Raw genomic sequence first — 15,113 nt, forward strand, 5'->3', positions numbered from 1 at the left:
CCGGCGTCAGGAACGTTGCAACAACGCAATCTGCTCGGCCGGCACCAGGGTGCGCAGGGTCTTGTAGAGCGCGCGGGTTTCCAGCAGATTCCACACCCGCAGCATGGTTTCCAGCGCGTCCAGCGGTTTGCTGATGAAATCCCGTGCGCCGAGGGCCAGGGCGCGCAGGCGCGTGTCGCGGGTGGCGTCGGCGGTGAGCACCAGTATCGGCAGGTATTCGCCGTGGGGGATGCGCCGGTTGAGCTGTTCGAGCACCGCAAAGCCGTCGAACTGCGGCATATGCAGGTCGAGAATCACCAGGTCCGGCTCGAAGCTGTTGAACAGCTCCAGGGTGCGCAGCGGCTCGGTGCTGCTCAGCACATTGGTCAAGCCTTCACGCGCCAGCAGTTGCTCCACCAGGTCGAGGTTGGGGCGTTGGTCGTCGATAATCAGAATGCGCAGGTCGAGGTTCACGCGGGCTCCGGAAAATACTGGTCGAGGTGGGCGAGAAACGCAGGCACGTTGATCGGCTTGTTCAGCACGGCGGTCGCGCCGGCGTGCTGCAAGGCCGTGCGGGTGAGGTCGCTGGCATCGGCGGTGAGCATCAGCACTGGCGTGTCGCGGGTCAGCAGCGCGCGGCGCAGGCGTTGCAGCACCTGCAGGCCGTCGATGTCGGGCAGCGATACGTCCAGCAGAATCAGTTGGGGCGCATGCTGCGCGGCCAGGTCCAGCCCGAGCTGGCCCTGCATGCTCGACAGCAGCTTGATGCCCGGCCTGCGCTGCAACAGGGTTTCGATCAGCGCCAGGCTCGCAAGGTTGTCTTCGATACACAGCACCTTACCGTGAATCGCCTGCGTGCCGGGGGCAGGGCGGGCCAACGGGGCATCGCTGACGGCGGCGCCGGGACGTTGTGCTTCCTGCACCCGTACCAGCGGCAGCTCCAGGGTAAAACGCGAGCCGATGCCGGGCTGGCTGTGCACCTGCAGCGTGCCGCCCATCTTTTCCAGCAGGCTCTTGCTCAGCGCCAGGCCCAGCCCGCTGCCTTCGACGGTTGGGTCGGCGCCCAGGCGCTCGAACGGCTTGAACAGTTGCCCAAGGTGCTCGGCCGCAATGCCCTTGCCGGTGTCGCACACCGACACGCCGATGCGTTGGCCGTGCAGGTTCACCTCGATGCTCACCTGGCCGGGGCGCAGGTTGTACTTGATCGCATTGGACAGCAGGTTGAGCAGCACCTGGGTGAGGCGTTGGCGGTCGGCGACGATGCCCAGGTCCGGGGCGAGCGCGGGCAGTGGCTGCAACTGGATGCCTGCGTCCGCCGCCATCGGCGACACCAGTGTCAGGCACTCCTGCAGCACCCCGGCCAACGGCAAAGGCTCGATGTTCAGCGGCAGGCGCCCGGCTTCGATCTTGGCGATGTCCAGCACTTCATTGATCAGCGTCAGCAGGTGTTGCCCGGCGCGCAGGATGTGGCCGACGTTGGCTGTGTGCGCGGCCGGCGCGTCCATCTCCAACAGTTGCGCAAAGCCCAGGATCGAGTTGAGCGGGGTGCGCAGTTCGTGGCTCATGCGCGATAGAAACTCGCTCTTGGCGCGACTGGCGCGCTCGGCCTCTTCGCGGGCGGTGCGCAGGGCGATTTCCGCCGCGCGGCGGTCAGTGATGTCGCGGGTGATCTTCGAGAAGCCGCGCAGGGCGCCGGTGCCGTCGTACTGCGCGGTGATCACCACGCTGGCCCAGAAGTGCGTGCCGTCCTGGCGGCAGCGCCAGCCTTCTTCGGTGTAGTCGCCGTTGCGCGTGGCTTCGCGCAACGCCATGGCCGGGTGCTGCGGGCATTCCTTGGGCAGGTAGAACACCGAGAAATGCTGGCCGATGATTTCCTGCTCGGTATAGCCCTTGATGCGCTCGGCGCCGTTGTTCCAACTGGTGACGTGGCCCGCCGTGTCGAGGGCGAAGATCCCGTAGTCCTTGACCCCGTCGATGATCAGCCGCAAGCGCTCTTCGTTGTCGCGCAGCGCGCGCTCGCGCTCGGACAACAGCAGGCCGGCTTCCACCAGGCGGGTGCCCAACTGGCCGATTTCGTCGTGTTCCGGCGGTTGCGGCAGCAGCGGGTGACCCAGCGCCAGGCGCTGCGCGTTGCGTTGTACGTTCTGCACCCGGGCGACAATGCCCTTGGACAGAAACAGCACCGCGACGATGGCGCCGAACAAGCCGCAGACCGCTGCCAGCCAGGTGGACAGCAGCAGGCGCTCGCGGGTTTCGGCCGCGGCCTTGCTGCGCTCGGCCAGCAACGAGTCCTCCAGCTTGAGCATGGTGCTGATGCGTTGGCGCAGCGCATCGAGAATGTGCTTGTTGCTGATCAAAATGGCGCTGATCGATTCCGCTGTGGCTTCGCGGTCGTTGAGCATGGCTTCCAGGCCGTCGACCTTGTGCGAGATCAGCGGCTTGATCGCGTTGAGCTCTTCGCGCACCCGTGGGTCGCGCACGTTGTTGTCGAGCCTGCGCAACGCCGATTCGATCTGCGGTCCGGCCGTGCGGTAGCTGGGCAGGAAGTCCTCGCGGCGGGTCAGCAGGTAACCGCGCACGCTGCCCGCCGCTTCGGCCAGCAGGGTGTGCACGGCCTGGATATCGCGCTGCACGCGCAGCACCCGACGCACGTCCTCTTCGGCGTGGGCCGTTTGGCGCTCGGTGATGTAGATCAGCACCAGCGACAGCAGCAGCACCACCAGTGGCAGCGAAATCACCAGCAGCGCCTTGCCGCGCAACGGCAGGTCGGCCCAGCGCTGCGCCTGCAAGCGCCTCATGCCTGGGTCACCAGGCCCAGGGCGATGCCGCGCACCGCCGCCTGGGTGCGGTCGGCGGCGCCCAGCTTGCCGATCACCCGCTCGACATGGGCCTTGGCGGTGCCGGTGGTAATGCCCAACTGCGCGCCGATTTCGCGGTTGCTCATGCCATTTGCGACCAGACCGAGCACTTGGCGCTCCCGTGGTGTGAGGTGTTCCGTGGGGGCTGCGCCGCCGGCGTTGCGCTCGGCCATGCGCCGCAGCAGGCGGGTGCTGACCAGGCTGTTGAGCGCTTCGCCGCCGGCGGCCACTTGCTGCAGGCCGGCGATTACCTCGTCACGGCTGGCGTCCTTGAGCAGGTAGCCGACGGCCCCGGCATTGATCGCCGCTTCGAGGTGGTCGGGGCTGTCGTCCATGGTGAACATCACCACTTTCAGTGCCGGCAGGCGCTGTTGCAGCAGGCGCGCCGCACCGAGGCCGTTGAGCAGCGGCATGCGGATATCGAGGATGACGATGTCCGGCAGCAGTTGCTCGCACAGTTCCACGGCCTGCTGGCCATCGCGCGCCTGCCCGACCACCTCGAACTGCGGGTGGCCGGCCAGCAGGGCGACAAAGCCGGTGCGGGTAACTTCATGGTCGTCCGCGAGGACCAGACGCAGTACATCGCTCATGGGCAGGTTCCATTGAAGTGGACAGGCACGCTGGCCTGCAATCGGGTTCCGCCGCCGACCGTACTGATGCAACTGAAGCGCCCGCCGAGCAGGCTGGCGCGCTCCTGCATGGTGGCAAGGCCCAGGTGCTGCGCGTCATCGCGTGGCTGCCCGGCGGCAAAGCCCCGGCCATTGTCGTCCACCCGCAGAGCGGCCTCACCGTCACGCAGTTCCAGGGCCAGTTGCACCTGGCTGGCCTGCGCATGCTTGAGCACATTGTTGATCGCCTCCTGGCCGATGCGGAACAGGGCGATCTCCACCTGACTGGGCAGGCGTGTGTCGCAGTGCGCCTGCCAGACCACGCGCACACCTGCATCGCGCAGGCGGTCAGCTTCCTTGTCGAGGGCCTTGAACAGGCCGAAGTCGTCGAGCACCACGGGGCGCAGGCCGGCGATCAGTTGCCGGCCCTCACCGACCGAATGCTGGGCCAGGGTCAGGATGGCCTGCAGGTCGGCGGCCAGGGCGTCGGGCAACAGCGGGCAGCGGCCGGCGAACCCCTGCAGGCGCTGATGCAGGCCGGCGAGGGTTTGCGCGAGGCCGTCGTGCAGGTCGTAGGCCACGCGTTTGCGTTCATCCTCCTGGGCGTGCAGCAGCCGGTTGACCAGCTCGGAGAGGTGTTTGTCACGGGCCTTGAGGGTGGTCAGCAGGCGGTCGTTTTCCAGGTGCGCGGCCAGCAGGGTGGCGAGCAATTGCAGGGATTCGGCGTCCTCGTGGTCCGGCGCGCGCAGGCTCACGCTGTTGCCCAGCACCAGCACGCCAAAGGTGCCGCCGTCGCTGCTGCGCAGCGGTACATGCAGCACGCTGGGCAGCGCCTCGCCCGGCAGTTCCTGCCAGTACGGCGTACGCCGGCTGCGGTCGGCGAGGGTCGCCAGACGGGCGAGGTGGGCCGGGTTGCCCTGGCGGGCAGTGGAGTGGGCAGCGCCCCGTGCGTCCCATTCCTGCAGCAGCCCGTGGTCCATCGCCAGAAACGCGCAGGCCCGTGCCAGCACGCGTTCGCGCATGGCGGCGGGGGCCAGTTGGGCCAGTTCCTGCCCGGTGTCGACCAGCAGGCGCAGGCGCGCGGTGCGGCTTTGCGACTGCCTGAAGTGCGCGCGCATGGCCAGCGCGCTGGCGGGGTCGTGAGGCGTGTTGTGCATGTTGAATGCTCAGGGGCGCGAGGCGGCTATTAGACCTTGTCGGGCACCCTCGGCGCTATCTGCCATATGGCATAGGCAAATGACCCCGGTTGGCCGATGGCGGGAGGAGGGCGGCTTGGCAAAGTGGGCTCAACGAACACAACCGGAGCATCGCAATGAAATCCAGAACCGCCGCCCTCGCCCTGCTGTTTGCCTTGAGCGCACCGTTTGCCCAGGCTGCCGTAACAGCCCCTTATGTGTACCTGGATGTTGCCCAGGCGCCTGTCAATGTGAAGGACCGTGAGATTGCCGGGTTGTTCGACCGCTGGAACAGTGCCTTGCAGACCGGCGATGCCAAATCGGTGGTCGAGTTGTACGCGCCGGATGCAGTGTTGCAGCCGACTGTGTCCAACCAGGTGCGTACCACGCCGGATCAGATCAGGGATTACTTCGATCACTTCCTGGCGCTCAAGCCGGTGGGGCAGATCAACTACCGCGAGATCCGCCAACTGGGCAGCAATGTGGCGATGGACAGTGGGGTTTATACCTTTACGTTGACTGAGGCCGGTGGGAGCAAGCGGCAGGTGCAGGCGCGGTATACCTTTGTTTATGAGCAGGTTGAGGGGGAGTGGAAGATTCTTAATCATCATTCTTCGGCGATGCCGGAGGTGCAGGTTCGGCATGCCAGGCAGTGAGGGTTGGGTTGGTTTTGTGTATATATCCGTTGGTGGGGTAACGGCTGATATGGGTTCCGCCCTTACGGCGGGTCACTTTTGGAAGGACCCAAAAGTAACCAAAAGGTCCTCGCCCCAACACTCGGTGCCTCGCCTAGGCTCGGCATGCCCTCACGCAGGCTTTGGAGCGTGTTTGACGGGGCGCCTCAGATCAAGATCAAGAGCGCGGCGGCCTTAGAGCCGACCGGGGTTTTTCTACCTGGTGCTGTTCAAAATGTGGGAGGGGGCTTGCTCCCGATGAGGGTGTGTCAGTCAGCTTATGTGTAGCTGACCCACTGCCATCGGGAGCAAGCCCCCTCCCACAGTTGATCTCCATTTGTCTGTTGGATATCACACTGCTTTTGATCTGCTTTGCTTTGGCTTTTGATCTTGATCTCAGGCGCCCCGTCAACCACGCTGGCCGCACGCAGGCTTGAATCCGTGGGTAACCCGGCAGGACGCCGGGTTAGCCGCACTGGGCCAGGGATGGCCCATTGCGGCGGCCCACGGATTCAAGCCTGTGTGCGGGCACACCGAGCCTAAGCGAGGTGCCGAGTGGTGGGGCAAGAGCCTTTTTGGTTACTTTTGGGGCTCTTTTCCAAAAGTGACCCGCCGTAAGGGCGGAACCCATATCAGCCGTTACCCAAACAACGGATATGCCCCCAACCAAACCCTGATCAAAGCTCCCGCACAACCCTGAACCCAACCCAATCCCCACGCGTCTGCGGGTAAATATTGTTCCGATTCCCCGACCGCGAAAACACTGGCGCCTCGCCCCAGTCATTACCCCGAATCTGATACCCCTCACAGTTCGGCTCCACCCACGCGCTGCCATCGGTGGGCGCGCCGATGTAGTTGGGATGTTCGCAATCGGCAACCCGCTCATACACATTGCCATGCATGTCATACATGCCAAACGCGTTCGGCGGGTAGCTGCCCACCGGCGACGAATAGCTGTAGCCATCCGCCGGGCCATAGGTGTTGGCATGCCTGGCGATGCTGTAGCCCTTGCCTTCGTCGAACGGGAAGGGGAACGGTCCGGTGGAGCCGGCGCGGGCGGCGTATTCGCGTTGCGACTCGCTGACCAGGTGGTAACGCTGGCCGGTTTTTTTCGACAGCCAGCTCACGTACTGCCTGATGTCGTCCATGTCCATGCACACCGCCGGCTGACGCGGGCCCTGGGGATAGCGCGGCTTGCTGGCGATGCATTCGCGGCCGGGGCGGGTGTCGCCGTCGGCGATCTTCACACTGCTCTGGCGCAGGTAGCTGTCCCATTCGCCGGCGGTCACCTGAAAGCGGCTCATGGCGAAAGGCTTGGCAAAGGTCACCTCATGCATCGGGCCCTCGTCGGGCTCGCGGCCGATTTCATCGTCCGGGGTGCCCATGGTGAAGGTGCCGGCCGGCAGCACCACCATTTCCGGGCAGTCCTTGCAGTCCTTGAACACTTTGCCCGGTTGCGGCGCATCGGCCCAGGCCAGGCTGGGCAACAGCGCGCCACACACGGCGGTCAACGCCAGTGCCGTCAGGGGTTTGAGTCGGGATGGAGTCATGTGGGCATCTCGTTCAAAGGGAAAAGGGCGTCACACCCGCTGGCTCAGCAGGCGCATGAAACGCTGGATTTCATCGGTGGAGTTGAGCAGACCGGGAGACGTGCGCACCACCGGGCCGGCATCACGCTCCACCGCATCGACCACCACGCGGTTTTTCATCAGGTAGGCCGCCACCGCGTCACTGTCCTGGCCCTTGACCCGGAAGAAGGTGAAACCGGCCGAAAGCGCCGGGCTGCGCGGCGTTACCAGCTCGATCTGCGGATGGGCGAGCAGGCGGGTTTTCAGCTCGGTGTTGAGTTCATGAATACGTGCCTGCACCTGCGCCTTGCCCAGTTGCAGGTGCAGTTTGAAGGCTTCATCCACCGCCCAGCGATGCTCGAAGGCGTGATAGCCGCCGGGAGTCATGCGGGTGGCGAAATTGGTGTCTTCGGAGAAGGTCGCCACCATGGGCGTGACGTATTTGTTCTCGCTGTCGCGCGCGCAGACCACGCCGGTGCCGCGCGGGCCGAACATCCACTTGTGGGTGCCGGCGATGAAAAAATCGCAGTGCATGTCAGGAAAATCGAGGTTTTCCACGCCGAAACCATGCACCCCGTCGACCACGTAAAGTATCCGGTCCTGGTCGTCGCGGTTGCGGTTGTGCTCGTTCACTAGCGTGCCGATTTCGCCGATGGGCAGCTTCACGCCGCTGCCGGACTGCACCCAGGTCATGCCCAGCACGCGCGTGTTGGGGCGGATGGCGCGCTGGATATTGCCAAGCACTTCATCCACCGACACCTGACTGGCGCGCTCGAACAGCTCGATGCGGCGCACCTGCGTGCCTTCCTTGAGCGTGCGGAAATCCAGCACGCTCTGGGTGGCGTAATGCTCATGGACCGTGGTGAGGATTTCCTGGTCCGGCCGCACCTTGATGCCGCCATAGATCATCGCCAGGCCTTCGGAGGTGCTGCCGGTGAGGGCGATCTGCGCCGGTGTGGCCTTCAGATAGCGGCCGGCCCATTCGCGTACCTGGCCTTCGCGCTTCCAGGTTTCCTGCAGCTCCCAGTCCATCGCCAGGCCAGGGTTGCGGTCGATCTGCAGGCGGTAGCGCTCGATGGCGTCGCGCACCGGCCTGGGGTGCGAGGTCACCAGAAAGTTGGAGAAATGCAGGTAACTCGGGTCCTGGTCGAACAACTGCTTCAATCCTGTCCAGGGATCGTTTGCCGTGGCGGCCAGCGCCGGCGGCATCAGCGAAGCGCCCAGGGGCAGGCTGGCAGCGAGCAGGCCAGCCTGCTTGAGAAAGGTGCGGCGGTCGGTCATGGGCTTGCTTCGTGGTTGATTAACGGTTGGCCAACGGCTTGGCGGCTTTTTGCACCTGGTCCCACACCCGCAGGAAGTTGCCTCCCCACAGCTTGGCGATATCGGCTTCGGAGTAGCCGCGCTGGATCAGCTCGGCGGTGACGTTGCGGACCTCGCCGACATTATTCCAACCCTCGATACCGCCGCCGTCGTTGAAGTCCGAAGCAATGCCCACGTGATCGATGCCGATCTTGCGCACGGTGTAGTCAACGGCATCGCCCCAGTCCTTGAGGCTGGCCTTGGGTTCTTCTTCGAGGATGCCGTACAGCCCCTGGGCGTACTGACCGAATTTCTGCTCGGGCCAGGCGGCGATGATGGCGTCGCCCGGCATCAGCGCCATGGCCAGGTTGGGCAGGGGCGGCAGGTCGAAGCGCGCGCGCAGGGTGTTGAGTTTGTCCTGGGTGGGCTGACTCAGCGGGCGCAGGTAGGCGGGGAAGCCCACCACCTGCACCACGCCGCCGCTTTGCTTGATCAGTTGCAGCTCTTTGTCGCTGAGGTTGCGCGGGATGTCCACCGAGGCGCGCGGCGCCGAGTGCGATGCCACCATCGGGGTGCGGCTCAATTGCGCGACCTGCTCCAGCGCCTGGGTCGACATCTGCGACACATCAATGATCACCCCCAGGTCGTTCAGGCGCTGCACCGCTTGCTGGCCGATCTGCGACAGTCCGCCCAGGGCATCAGTGGAGTCATTGAAGAACGGCAACGGGCGCGACGAGTCCGACCATGAATTGTTGCCGATGTAGCTGAAGCCGAACATGCGCATGCCGCGCGCGGCCCACAGGTCCAGTTGGTTCAGGTCATCTCCCAGCGGGTAGGCGTTGAGCATGCTGATGAAGATCGCGAATTTGCTTTCTCCGTGCAGGCGCCGAAAATCATCCGGGGTGTAGGCGATGCCGACCTGGTTGGGAAAGTCGCGCACCATGCCGGTGATGATCGTGTAGCGCACCTCCTGCTCGTGGCGGGCTTCTTCGACAAAACCGTCGGTGGGCCTGTGCGGTGCATTGTCGCCGTTCCAGATTTCCGGCCAGCCGAAAATCGTCAGCGCTGCGCCGGAGAGGCGTCCGCGTGCCGCCTTTGCCAGGTCGAACTGACTGCTGCCATCCTTGTCGGCCTCATTGCCGGCGGTGCCAAAATCCATGGGCACGGTGATGTGGCTGTCGAACGACAACAGGCGGTCCTGCATTTCATTGGCCTGCCTGATCACCTCCAGCGGGTAGCCGGCATTGCCCTTGAACCAGTGATCCCAGACCAGAAACCCGGCCCCGGCGCCAATGGCCAGGGCCAGCGGCAAGCCGAGATACAGCGCCTTTTTCGAACGTGGTTTTGTCATTGCCATCTCAGTCAGTTGAGGCCTTTGCTATCTGGGAAGGACGAGCCATGGCAGCGGAAATTTAGGCGGGCAGGGCGGGGCGGTAAATTTCGCCGGGCTGCAAACGTTCTAGCTCTGATTAAGCCGTTTCCTAAGGTAGACAATGACGATCTCTCGACGTGGGTTCATCGCAGGCCTGGCGCTGACCGGCGCGGCTGTGCCGGCGGCCTTTTATGCCCATCGCGAGCTGACGCGGGAAGAAGAATTTCCCATCACCCCCGGCGAAGCCACGGTGGCGTTGGCCGATACCGCCGGCCAGCACCTGGCCAATACCTTGCGCGGTGTGTGGAGCCTGCGCCTGACAGGCCATGACGCCGGGCTCAAGGGCCTGCCGCTGCACGGCCTCGAGCTGCTGCTGGATATCGCGCCGCGTGGCCGTGGCCTGCGCGGCTACCTGGACACCGCCGCCAACCTGCGCGCCGAGGGCGAACCGCGCTACCGCGTACTGGGCGACCTGACGGGCGAAGGCACGTTGCTCTACTGGCGGCTGATCGACCGTGACTCGGCCGATGGCGCGCCCGCCTATGAATTCAAAATGACCCTCGACGAGGTTTGGGCCGACTTTGCCAACGCCGGCAGCGGCACCCTCAGCGGGCAAATCTTCGACCTCGACCGCCCCCTGGCACTGACCGAACGCGACAACCGCTTCATCGCCCACAAGCAGCTGTTTCCCGAAGCCCGCCAGCGCATCGGCCTCAACCCGACCTTGCTGGCCTGGTTGATTGCGCCCGAACACCGCCTGTTTCACCAGCTCTGGCACGCCACGCGTGACCAGTGGCACAAGCTCTCCGAAGAAAAGCGCGACGCCCTGCGCGGTATCGGCTGGCAACCCGGCCCACGCGGGCAGGAGCGTGACGCCCGTGGCAAGCGCAAGGACCGCAACGGCTCGGGCATCGATTTCTTCTTCATGCACCGCCACATGCTCGGCACCGCGCGCTCGATGCAGGACCTGCCGTCATGGCCGCAATTTCCCACACCCCAGCCGGCGCTGGAGCGCGATCGCCTGGGCTTTGTGCGTTACTTCGACAACCACGATGGCTTCTCCCTGCCGCCCACCTGGTCGGCGCCGGACGACAGCGACTACACCCAGTGGGTCAGCGACATCAAGGCCGCCGAGACCTACCACAGCAACTTCCAGGTGTGGGAATCCCAATACCGCGACCCGCGCTATCTGGCGCGGTTGACCCTCGGCCAGTTGGGCTCGGAAATGGAACTGGGCCTGCACGACTGGCTGCACATGCGCTGGGCGTCGGTGCCGCGCGACCCCTCCAATGGCGCGCCGGTGCCGTTCGCCCGCGACCCCTCAGACTTCGCGGCGCGCTGGTATGTGGCGCAAAACGATTTTCTCGGCGATCCGTTTTCATCCCATGTGAACCCTGTGTTCTGGCATTTTCACGGCTGGATCGATGACCGCATCGAAGACTGGTTCCGCGCCCACGCGCGTTTCAATCCGGGTGAGGTCAGCCGCATGCAAGTCAATGGCGTGGCCTGGTTTGCTCCGGGCCGCTGGGTGGAAGTGGGCGATCCGTGGCTGGGGCCGGACACCCATGGCTGCAGCACCACGCCGGGGTTGCAAATGGGCAAGTCGATGGAAATGGACCCGGAGACCATGAAGCTGGCGCTGCGCATCACCTTCAGCGCTGAAGACGACGGGCTGCAGGGCTTGTTCAAGCGGGTGCCGAGGCGGCCCTGGTACGCCCGGCACCTGAAGGTCAAGCCGCAGCCGGTTTGATCCTCAGGGGTTGCCCGGCACATTCGGCCACAGGTCGGCGACCAGGAACAGGCGCTCGGCTTCCTCCCAGTCTTCGCCCTGCTGCACCAGCCGCACCAGCAGTTGCGCCGGCGCCATCGGGTCCAGCGCCGTCAGCCACGCGTGCATCCGGGCCTCGCTCCACACCTCATCAGCCGGGTAATGCGCCGGCGCCAGCCAGGCGTGGCGCGGCAGGGGTTGCCAGCGGCCCGGCGGGCGCGTGGCGACAAAGTCCTGCCAGTCACGCTGATGCAACCAACTGCCGCGTAAATGCTGCGGATGGGCGCCCAGCGGCGGTTCGGCCGGGCCCGGCCACGGATACAACAGGTAACCACCGAGCCACAGGTGCGCGTCGAACTGTTGAACATCCAGCGCGGCCAGCACCTCGCGGCTTTCCGGGCGGGCGGAGATCGGCAGTTGATGCTCGGCCAGGTGCGCCAGCTTGCGGTCGAGCCGGTCATGGCAGCCCGGGCCCAGCCATTGCTCGGTGGCATGGCCATTACCGGCTTGCGGCCCGAGGTACAGCTTGATCGCCAGTTCCAGGTGGTGCACGCCATCGCGGTCGCGCAGCAGCATGTCCAGCTCGCCCAGCGTATGCCCGGCCCGGCGGATCGGCAGGTTGGCGGCCAGCAATTGCACGCCGGGTGCGTGCTGCACGGCGAATTGCCAGAGGCGCTCGTAATACAGGCCCAGGCGCCGCGTGCGTGCCAGGCTGAGCCAGTGCTGCAGGGCGCTGCTGTCCTCGTCCAGCTGACGCAGCCAGTGTTCCAGCCGGCAGGGCGCCTGCACCCAGTCGCTGCCGGCCAGCGGGTGGCGTTGCGGCCATGGCGTCTGCGCCAGCATCGGCGGCGCCAGGATCACCCACGCGAGATCACGCACCTCGGGGTGACGCAATTGGCGGGGCAAGGTGTGCAGGTCGGGGAACACAGTCATGCTCCGAGCATAGCCTTTTAAGTGCGGCGCAGGTGCGTGAGAACCATTGTCATCAAGGCTTTGCGCTGACAAAGGGTTTTGCCTGACGCGGCCTTTCACCCATAATCGTGGTTTTTCGCCGCACCCGGAACCCGCAGGAGCCCCATGGAGCAATTTCGCAATATCGGCATTATCGGTCGCCTGGGCAGTACCCAGGTGCTGGACACCGTCCGCCGGCTGAAAAAATTCCTGCTCGAACGCCACCTGCACGTGATCCTCGAAGACACCATCGCCGAGATTCTCCCCGGCCACGGCCTGCAGACGTCCTCGCGCAAGATGCTCGGCGAAGTGTGTGACATGGTGATTGTGGTCGGCGGCGATGGCAGCCTGCTGGGCGCCGCACGCGCTCTGGCGCGGCATAACGTGCCAGTGCTGGGGATCAACCGCGGCAGCCTGGGGTTTCTGACCGATATCCGCCCCGATGAGCTGGAAGTCGAAGTGGCCAAGGTGCTTGACGGCCATTACCTGGTGGAAAACCGCTTCCTGCTGCAGGCCGAAGTACGCCGCCACGGCGAGGCCATCGGCCAGGGCGATGCGCTCAACGACGTGGTGCTGCACCCTGGTAAATCCACGCGGATGATCGAGTTCGAGCTGTATATCGACGGCCAGTTCGTGTGCAGCCAGAAGGCCGACGGCCTGATCGTCGCCACGCCGACCGGCTCCACCGCCTACGCGCTGTCGGCCGGTGGCCCGATCATGCATCCCAAGCTCGATGCCATTGTGATCGTGCCGATGTACCCCCATATGTTGTCCAGCCGGCCGATTGTGGTCGACGGCAACAGCGAGCTGAAAATCGTGGTGTCCAAAGACATGCAGATCTACCCGCAAGTCTCCTGCGACGGGCAGAACCATTTCACCTGTGCGCCCGGTGACACCATCACCGTGAGCAAGAAGGCGCAGAAGCTGCGCCTGATTCACCCGCTGGACCACAACTACTATGAAGTGTGCCGCACCAAGCTGGGCTGGGGCAGCCGCTTGGGGGTGGAGGCGACTGATGCTCGATCCCGCGCGTAGCTACGACCTGATTGGTGACGTGCACGGTTGCGCTCATACCCTTGAGCACTTGCTCGAACGCCTGGGTTACCACAAGCAGGGCGGCACCTGGCGCCATCCGTCGCGCATGGCAGTGTTCCTCGGCGATATCATCGACCGTGGCCCGCGCATTCGCGAGGCGCTGCATATCGTCCACGACATGGCGGTGGCCGGTCAGGCGCTGTGCATCATGGGCAACCATGAGTTCAACGCGCTGGGCTGGACCACACCGGCGCCGCCGGGCAGTGGCAAGCAGTTCGTGCGCGAGCACAACCCCCGGCATGCGCGGTTGATCCACGAAACCCTGACCCAGTTCGAGCAGCACCCGGGCGACTGGCAGGATTTCCTTGGCTGGTTCTACGACATGCCGCTGTTCGTCGACGCCGGGCGTTTTCGCGTGGTGCATGCGTGCTGGGACGAAAGTTTCATCCAGCCACTGCGCGCCCGATTCTCCGACGGCTGCATTGACCGGTCGTTTCTGCAGGCGGCCGCCGTGCCCGGCAGCTTTGCCTGCAACGCCTTCGACCGCCTGCTGCGCGGCACCGACATGCGCCTGCCGCACGGCCTCACGCTGACCGGCGGCGACGGCCTGACTCGCTCGTTCTTTCGCACCAAGTTCTGGGAGGACGACCCCAAGACCTACGGCGACGTAGTCTTCCAGCCCGACGCACTGCCCGAGCCGGTGGCGCGCACGCCGCTGTCCTCGACCGAAAAAATTCACTGCTGCGCTATGGCGTCGATGAACCCTTGCTGTTCGTCGGCCATTACTGGCGCAGCGGCAAACCGGCACCCATCCGCCCGAACCTGGCCTGCCTGGACTACAGCGCGGTGCTGTACGGCAAGCTGGTGGCGTACCGTCTGGACCAGGAAACCCGACTGGATCCGGCTAAATTCGTATGGGTTGATGTTGAGCGCCCCGAGGTTATTGAATGAGTACCGTGGCTGTATTGCGCTTGCCCCTGAGCGTTGACCTGGGCGGTTTCGTCAAGCTGCTGCAACGCATGCAAGTGCCTCATCACGTCAGTGAGGAGGCCGGCGAGCAGGTGTTGTGGGTGCCCGAGGGCATCAGCGATGACGTGCGCGTGCTGTATCAGCGTTTTCCAGCCGGCGACCCCGACCGGCAGCTGGATATTCCCGAGCAGGCGCCGGCTGCGCGCCCAGGCTTTGTGCAGCAAGTGCGCCACAGCCCGGTCACGGCGCTGGTGCTGCTGGCGAGTCTGATCGTGGGCGCGGTGACCCTGCTCGGTGAAAACCTGCAAGCCGTCGGTTGGCTGACCTTTCTGCCGTTTCGGGTAGTGGGCGAGTACATCCAGTTCACCCCGTTCGCCCAGATGCTGGCCGAGGGGCAGTGGTGGCGGCTGGTCACGCCGATGCTGATCCACTTCGGCATCCTGCACCTGGCCATGAACGGCATGTGGTATTGGGAGCTGGGGCGGCGCATCGAAGCACGCCAGGGCAGCATCAACCTGCTGGGCCTGACCCTGTTGTTCAGCCTGGTTTCCAACTATGCACAATACGCGTACGGCGGCCCCGGCCTGTTCGGTGGCTTGTCCGGCGTACTGTATGGCCTGCTTGGGCATTGCTGGATCTTTCAACTGCTCTCGCCCAACCCTGCGTATCGCTTGCCCCGTGGGGTGCTGGCGATGATGCTGATATGGCTGGTGCTGTGCCTGTCGGGGCTGGTCTCGATGATCGGTTTCGGCGAAATCGCCAACGCGGCCCATGTGGGCGGGCTGGTCATCGGTTGCCTGACCGGTTTGCTGGGCGGCCTCTATAACCGCCGCAAAGCATCTATTTGATAAGGAAGA

Annotated in this window: 12 protein-coding genes and 1 pseudogene; 5 read left to right on the forward strand and 8 right to left on the reverse strand. The window is 64.9% G+C overall.

Annotated elements, in window-relative coordinates; all coding sequences use genetic code 11:
• Positions 1-6: 6 nt before the first annotated feature.
• From VRB54_RS10755 to VRB54_RS10770, 4 genes are read right to left on the reverse strand one after another with little or no spacing between them, the layout of a single operon-like run.
• Complete coding sequence (locus VRB54_RS10755; protein ID WP_057008861.1) at positions 7-453, reverse strand: response regulator; 447 nt, start codon at positions 451-453, stop codon at positions 7-9.
• Positions 450-2,777 (reverse strand): ATP-binding protein, encoded by a 2,328-nt coding sequence (locus VRB54_RS10760; protein WP_338480789.1) that lies wholly within the window; start codon positions 2,775-2,777, stop codon positions 450-452. Before VRB54_RS10760 ends, VRB54_RS10755 begins: the two co-directional genes overlap by 4 nt.
• A complete protein-coding gene (locus VRB54_RS10765) occupies positions 2,774-3,427 on the reverse strand; it encodes a response regulator transcription factor (RefSeq protein ID WP_338480790.1) in 654 nt (217 codons plus the stop codon). The genes VRB54_RS10760 and VRB54_RS10765 overlap by 4 nt, the downstream gene beginning before the upstream one ends.
• Positions 3,424-4,602: a sensor histidine kinase gene (locus VRB54_RS10770; protein ID WP_338480791.1), complete on the reverse strand. Its 1,179-nt coding sequence runs from the start codon at positions 4,600-4,602 to the stop codon at positions 3,424-3,426. The genes VRB54_RS10765 and VRB54_RS10770 overlap by 4 nt, the downstream gene beginning before the upstream one ends.
• Before the next feature lie 155 nt (positions 4,603-4,757).
• Between VRB54_RS10770 and VRB54_RS10775 the strand changes: the two genes are divergently transcribed.
• Complete coding sequence (locus tag VRB54_RS10775; RefSeq protein WP_338480792.1) at positions 4,758-5,276, forward strand: SgcJ/EcaC family oxidoreductase; 519 nt, start codon at positions 4,758-4,760, stop codon at positions 5,274-5,276.
• Between the two features lie 695 nt (positions 5,277-5,971).
• Here VRB54_RS10775 and VRB54_RS10780 read toward each other — a convergent pair.
• The 3 genes from VRB54_RS10780 to pvdM are packed head-to-tail and all read right to left on the reverse strand — an operon-like array spanning position 5,972 to position 9,512.
• A complete protein-coding gene (locus VRB54_RS10780; RefSeq protein WP_338480793.1) occupies positions 5,972-6,844 on the reverse strand; it encodes a formylglycine-generating enzyme family protein in 873 nt (290 codons plus the stop codon).
• A gap of 30 nt (positions 6,845-6,874) precedes the next feature.
• Positions 6,875-8,143: an aminotransferase class V-fold PLP-dependent enzyme gene (locus VRB54_RS10785; protein ID WP_338480794.1), complete on the reverse strand. Its 1,269-nt coding sequence runs from the start codon at positions 8,141-8,143 to the stop codon at positions 6,875-6,877.
• Between the two features lie 19 nt (positions 8,144-8,162).
• Positions 8,163-9,512, reverse strand: a complete 1,350-nt coding sequence (gene pvdM / locus VRB54_RS10790; RefSeq protein ID WP_338480795.1) for a pyoverdine-tailoring dipeptidase-like protein PvdM — start codon at positions 9,510-9,512, stop codon at positions 8,163-8,165.
• Between the two features lie 142 nt (positions 9,513-9,654).
• On the opposite strand from pvdM, the gene VRB54_RS10795 reads away from it, so the two are divergent.
• Positions 9,655-11,283, forward strand: coding sequence for a PvdJ/PvdD/PvdP-like protein (locus VRB54_RS10795; RefSeq protein ID WP_338480796.1), 1,629 nt, complete (start codon positions 9,655-9,657; stop codon positions 11,281-11,283).
• A 3-nt stretch (positions 11,284-11,286) separates the two neighbouring features.
• Here VRB54_RS10795 and VRB54_RS10800 read toward each other — a convergent pair whose 3' ends face one another.
• On the reverse strand, positions 11,287-12,387 hold the full coding sequence (locus tag VRB54_RS10800; protein ID WP_422396084.1) for a DUF1853 family protein: 1,101 nt from the start codon (positions 12,385-12,387) through the stop codon (positions 11,287-11,289).
• Here VRB54_RS10800 and VRB54_RS10805 point away from each other — a divergent pair.
• The 3 genes and pseudogenes from VRB54_RS10805 (at position 12,379) to VRB54_RS10815 (ending at position 15,104) form a co-directional block, all read left to right on the forward strand.
• Positions 12,379-13,287, forward strand: coding sequence for an NAD(+) kinase (locus VRB54_RS10805; protein ID WP_016972754.1), 909 nt, complete (start codon positions 12,379-12,381; stop codon positions 13,285-13,287). The two genes, VRB54_RS10800 and VRB54_RS10805, sit on opposite strands and share 9 nt — an antisense overlap.
• A pseudogene (locus VRB54_RS10810) lies at positions 13,268-14,238 on the forward strand (metallophosphoesterase). The gene VRB54_RS10805 and the pseudogene VRB54_RS10810 overlap by 20 nt, the downstream one beginning before the upstream one ends.
• Complete coding sequence (locus tag VRB54_RS10815) at positions 14,235-15,104, forward strand: rhomboid family intramembrane serine protease (protein WP_338480799.1); 870 nt, start codon at positions 14,235-14,237, stop codon at positions 15,102-15,104. The pseudogene VRB54_RS10810 and the gene VRB54_RS10815 overlap by 4 nt, the downstream one beginning before the upstream one ends.
• Positions 15,105-15,113 lie beyond the last annotated feature (9 nt).

The sequence above is a fragment of the Pseudomonas trivialis genome (assembly GCF_036864995.1).
In the GTDB taxonomy this organism is placed as follows: Bacteria; Pseudomonadota; Gammaproteobacteria; order Pseudomonadales; family Pseudomonadaceae; genus Aquipseudomonas; species Aquipseudomonas trivialis.

Excerpts from the sequence above, each read along its gene's own strand:
- VRB54_RS10760 (WP_338480789.1), bottom strand. The coding sequence starts at position 2,777 with ATGAGGCGCTTGCAGGCGCAGCGCTGGGCCGACCTGCCGTTGCGCGGC.
- VRB54_RS10765 (WP_338480790.1), bottom strand. The coding sequence starts at position 3,427 with ATGAGCGATGTACTGCGTCTGGTCCTCGCGGACGACCATGAAGTTACC.
- VRB54_RS10770 (WP_338480791.1), bottom strand. The coding sequence starts at position 4,602 with ATGCACAACACGCCTCACGACCCCGCCAGCGCGCTGGCCATGCGCGCG.
- VRB54_RS10775 (WP_338480792.1), top strand. The coding sequence starts at position 4,758 with ATGAAATCCAGAACCGCCGCCCTCGCCCTGCTGTTTGCCTTGAGCGCA.
- VRB54_RS10780 (WP_338480793.1), bottom strand. The coding sequence starts at position 6,844 with ATGACTCCATCCCGACTCAAACCCCTGACGGCACTGGCGTTGACCGCC.
- VRB54_RS10785 (WP_338480794.1), bottom strand. The coding sequence starts at position 8,143 with ATGACCGACCGCCGCACCTTTCTCAAGCAGGCTGGCCTGCTCGCTGCC.
- pvdM (WP_338480795.1), bottom strand. The coding sequence starts at position 9,512 with ATGACAAAACCACGTTCGAAAAAGGCGCTGTATCTCGGCTTGCCGCTG.
- VRB54_RS10795 (WP_338480796.1), top strand. The coding sequence starts at position 9,655 with ATGACGATCTCTCGACGTGGGTTCATCGCAGGCCTGGCGCTGACCGGC.
- VRB54_RS10805 (WP_016972754.1), top strand. The coding sequence starts at position 12,379 with ATGGAGCAATTTCGCAATATCGGCATTATCGGTCGCCTGGGCAGTACC.
- VRB54_RS10815 (WP_338480799.1), top strand. The coding sequence starts at position 14,235 with ATGAGTACCGTGGCTGTATTGCGCTTGCCCCTGAGCGTTGACCTGGGC.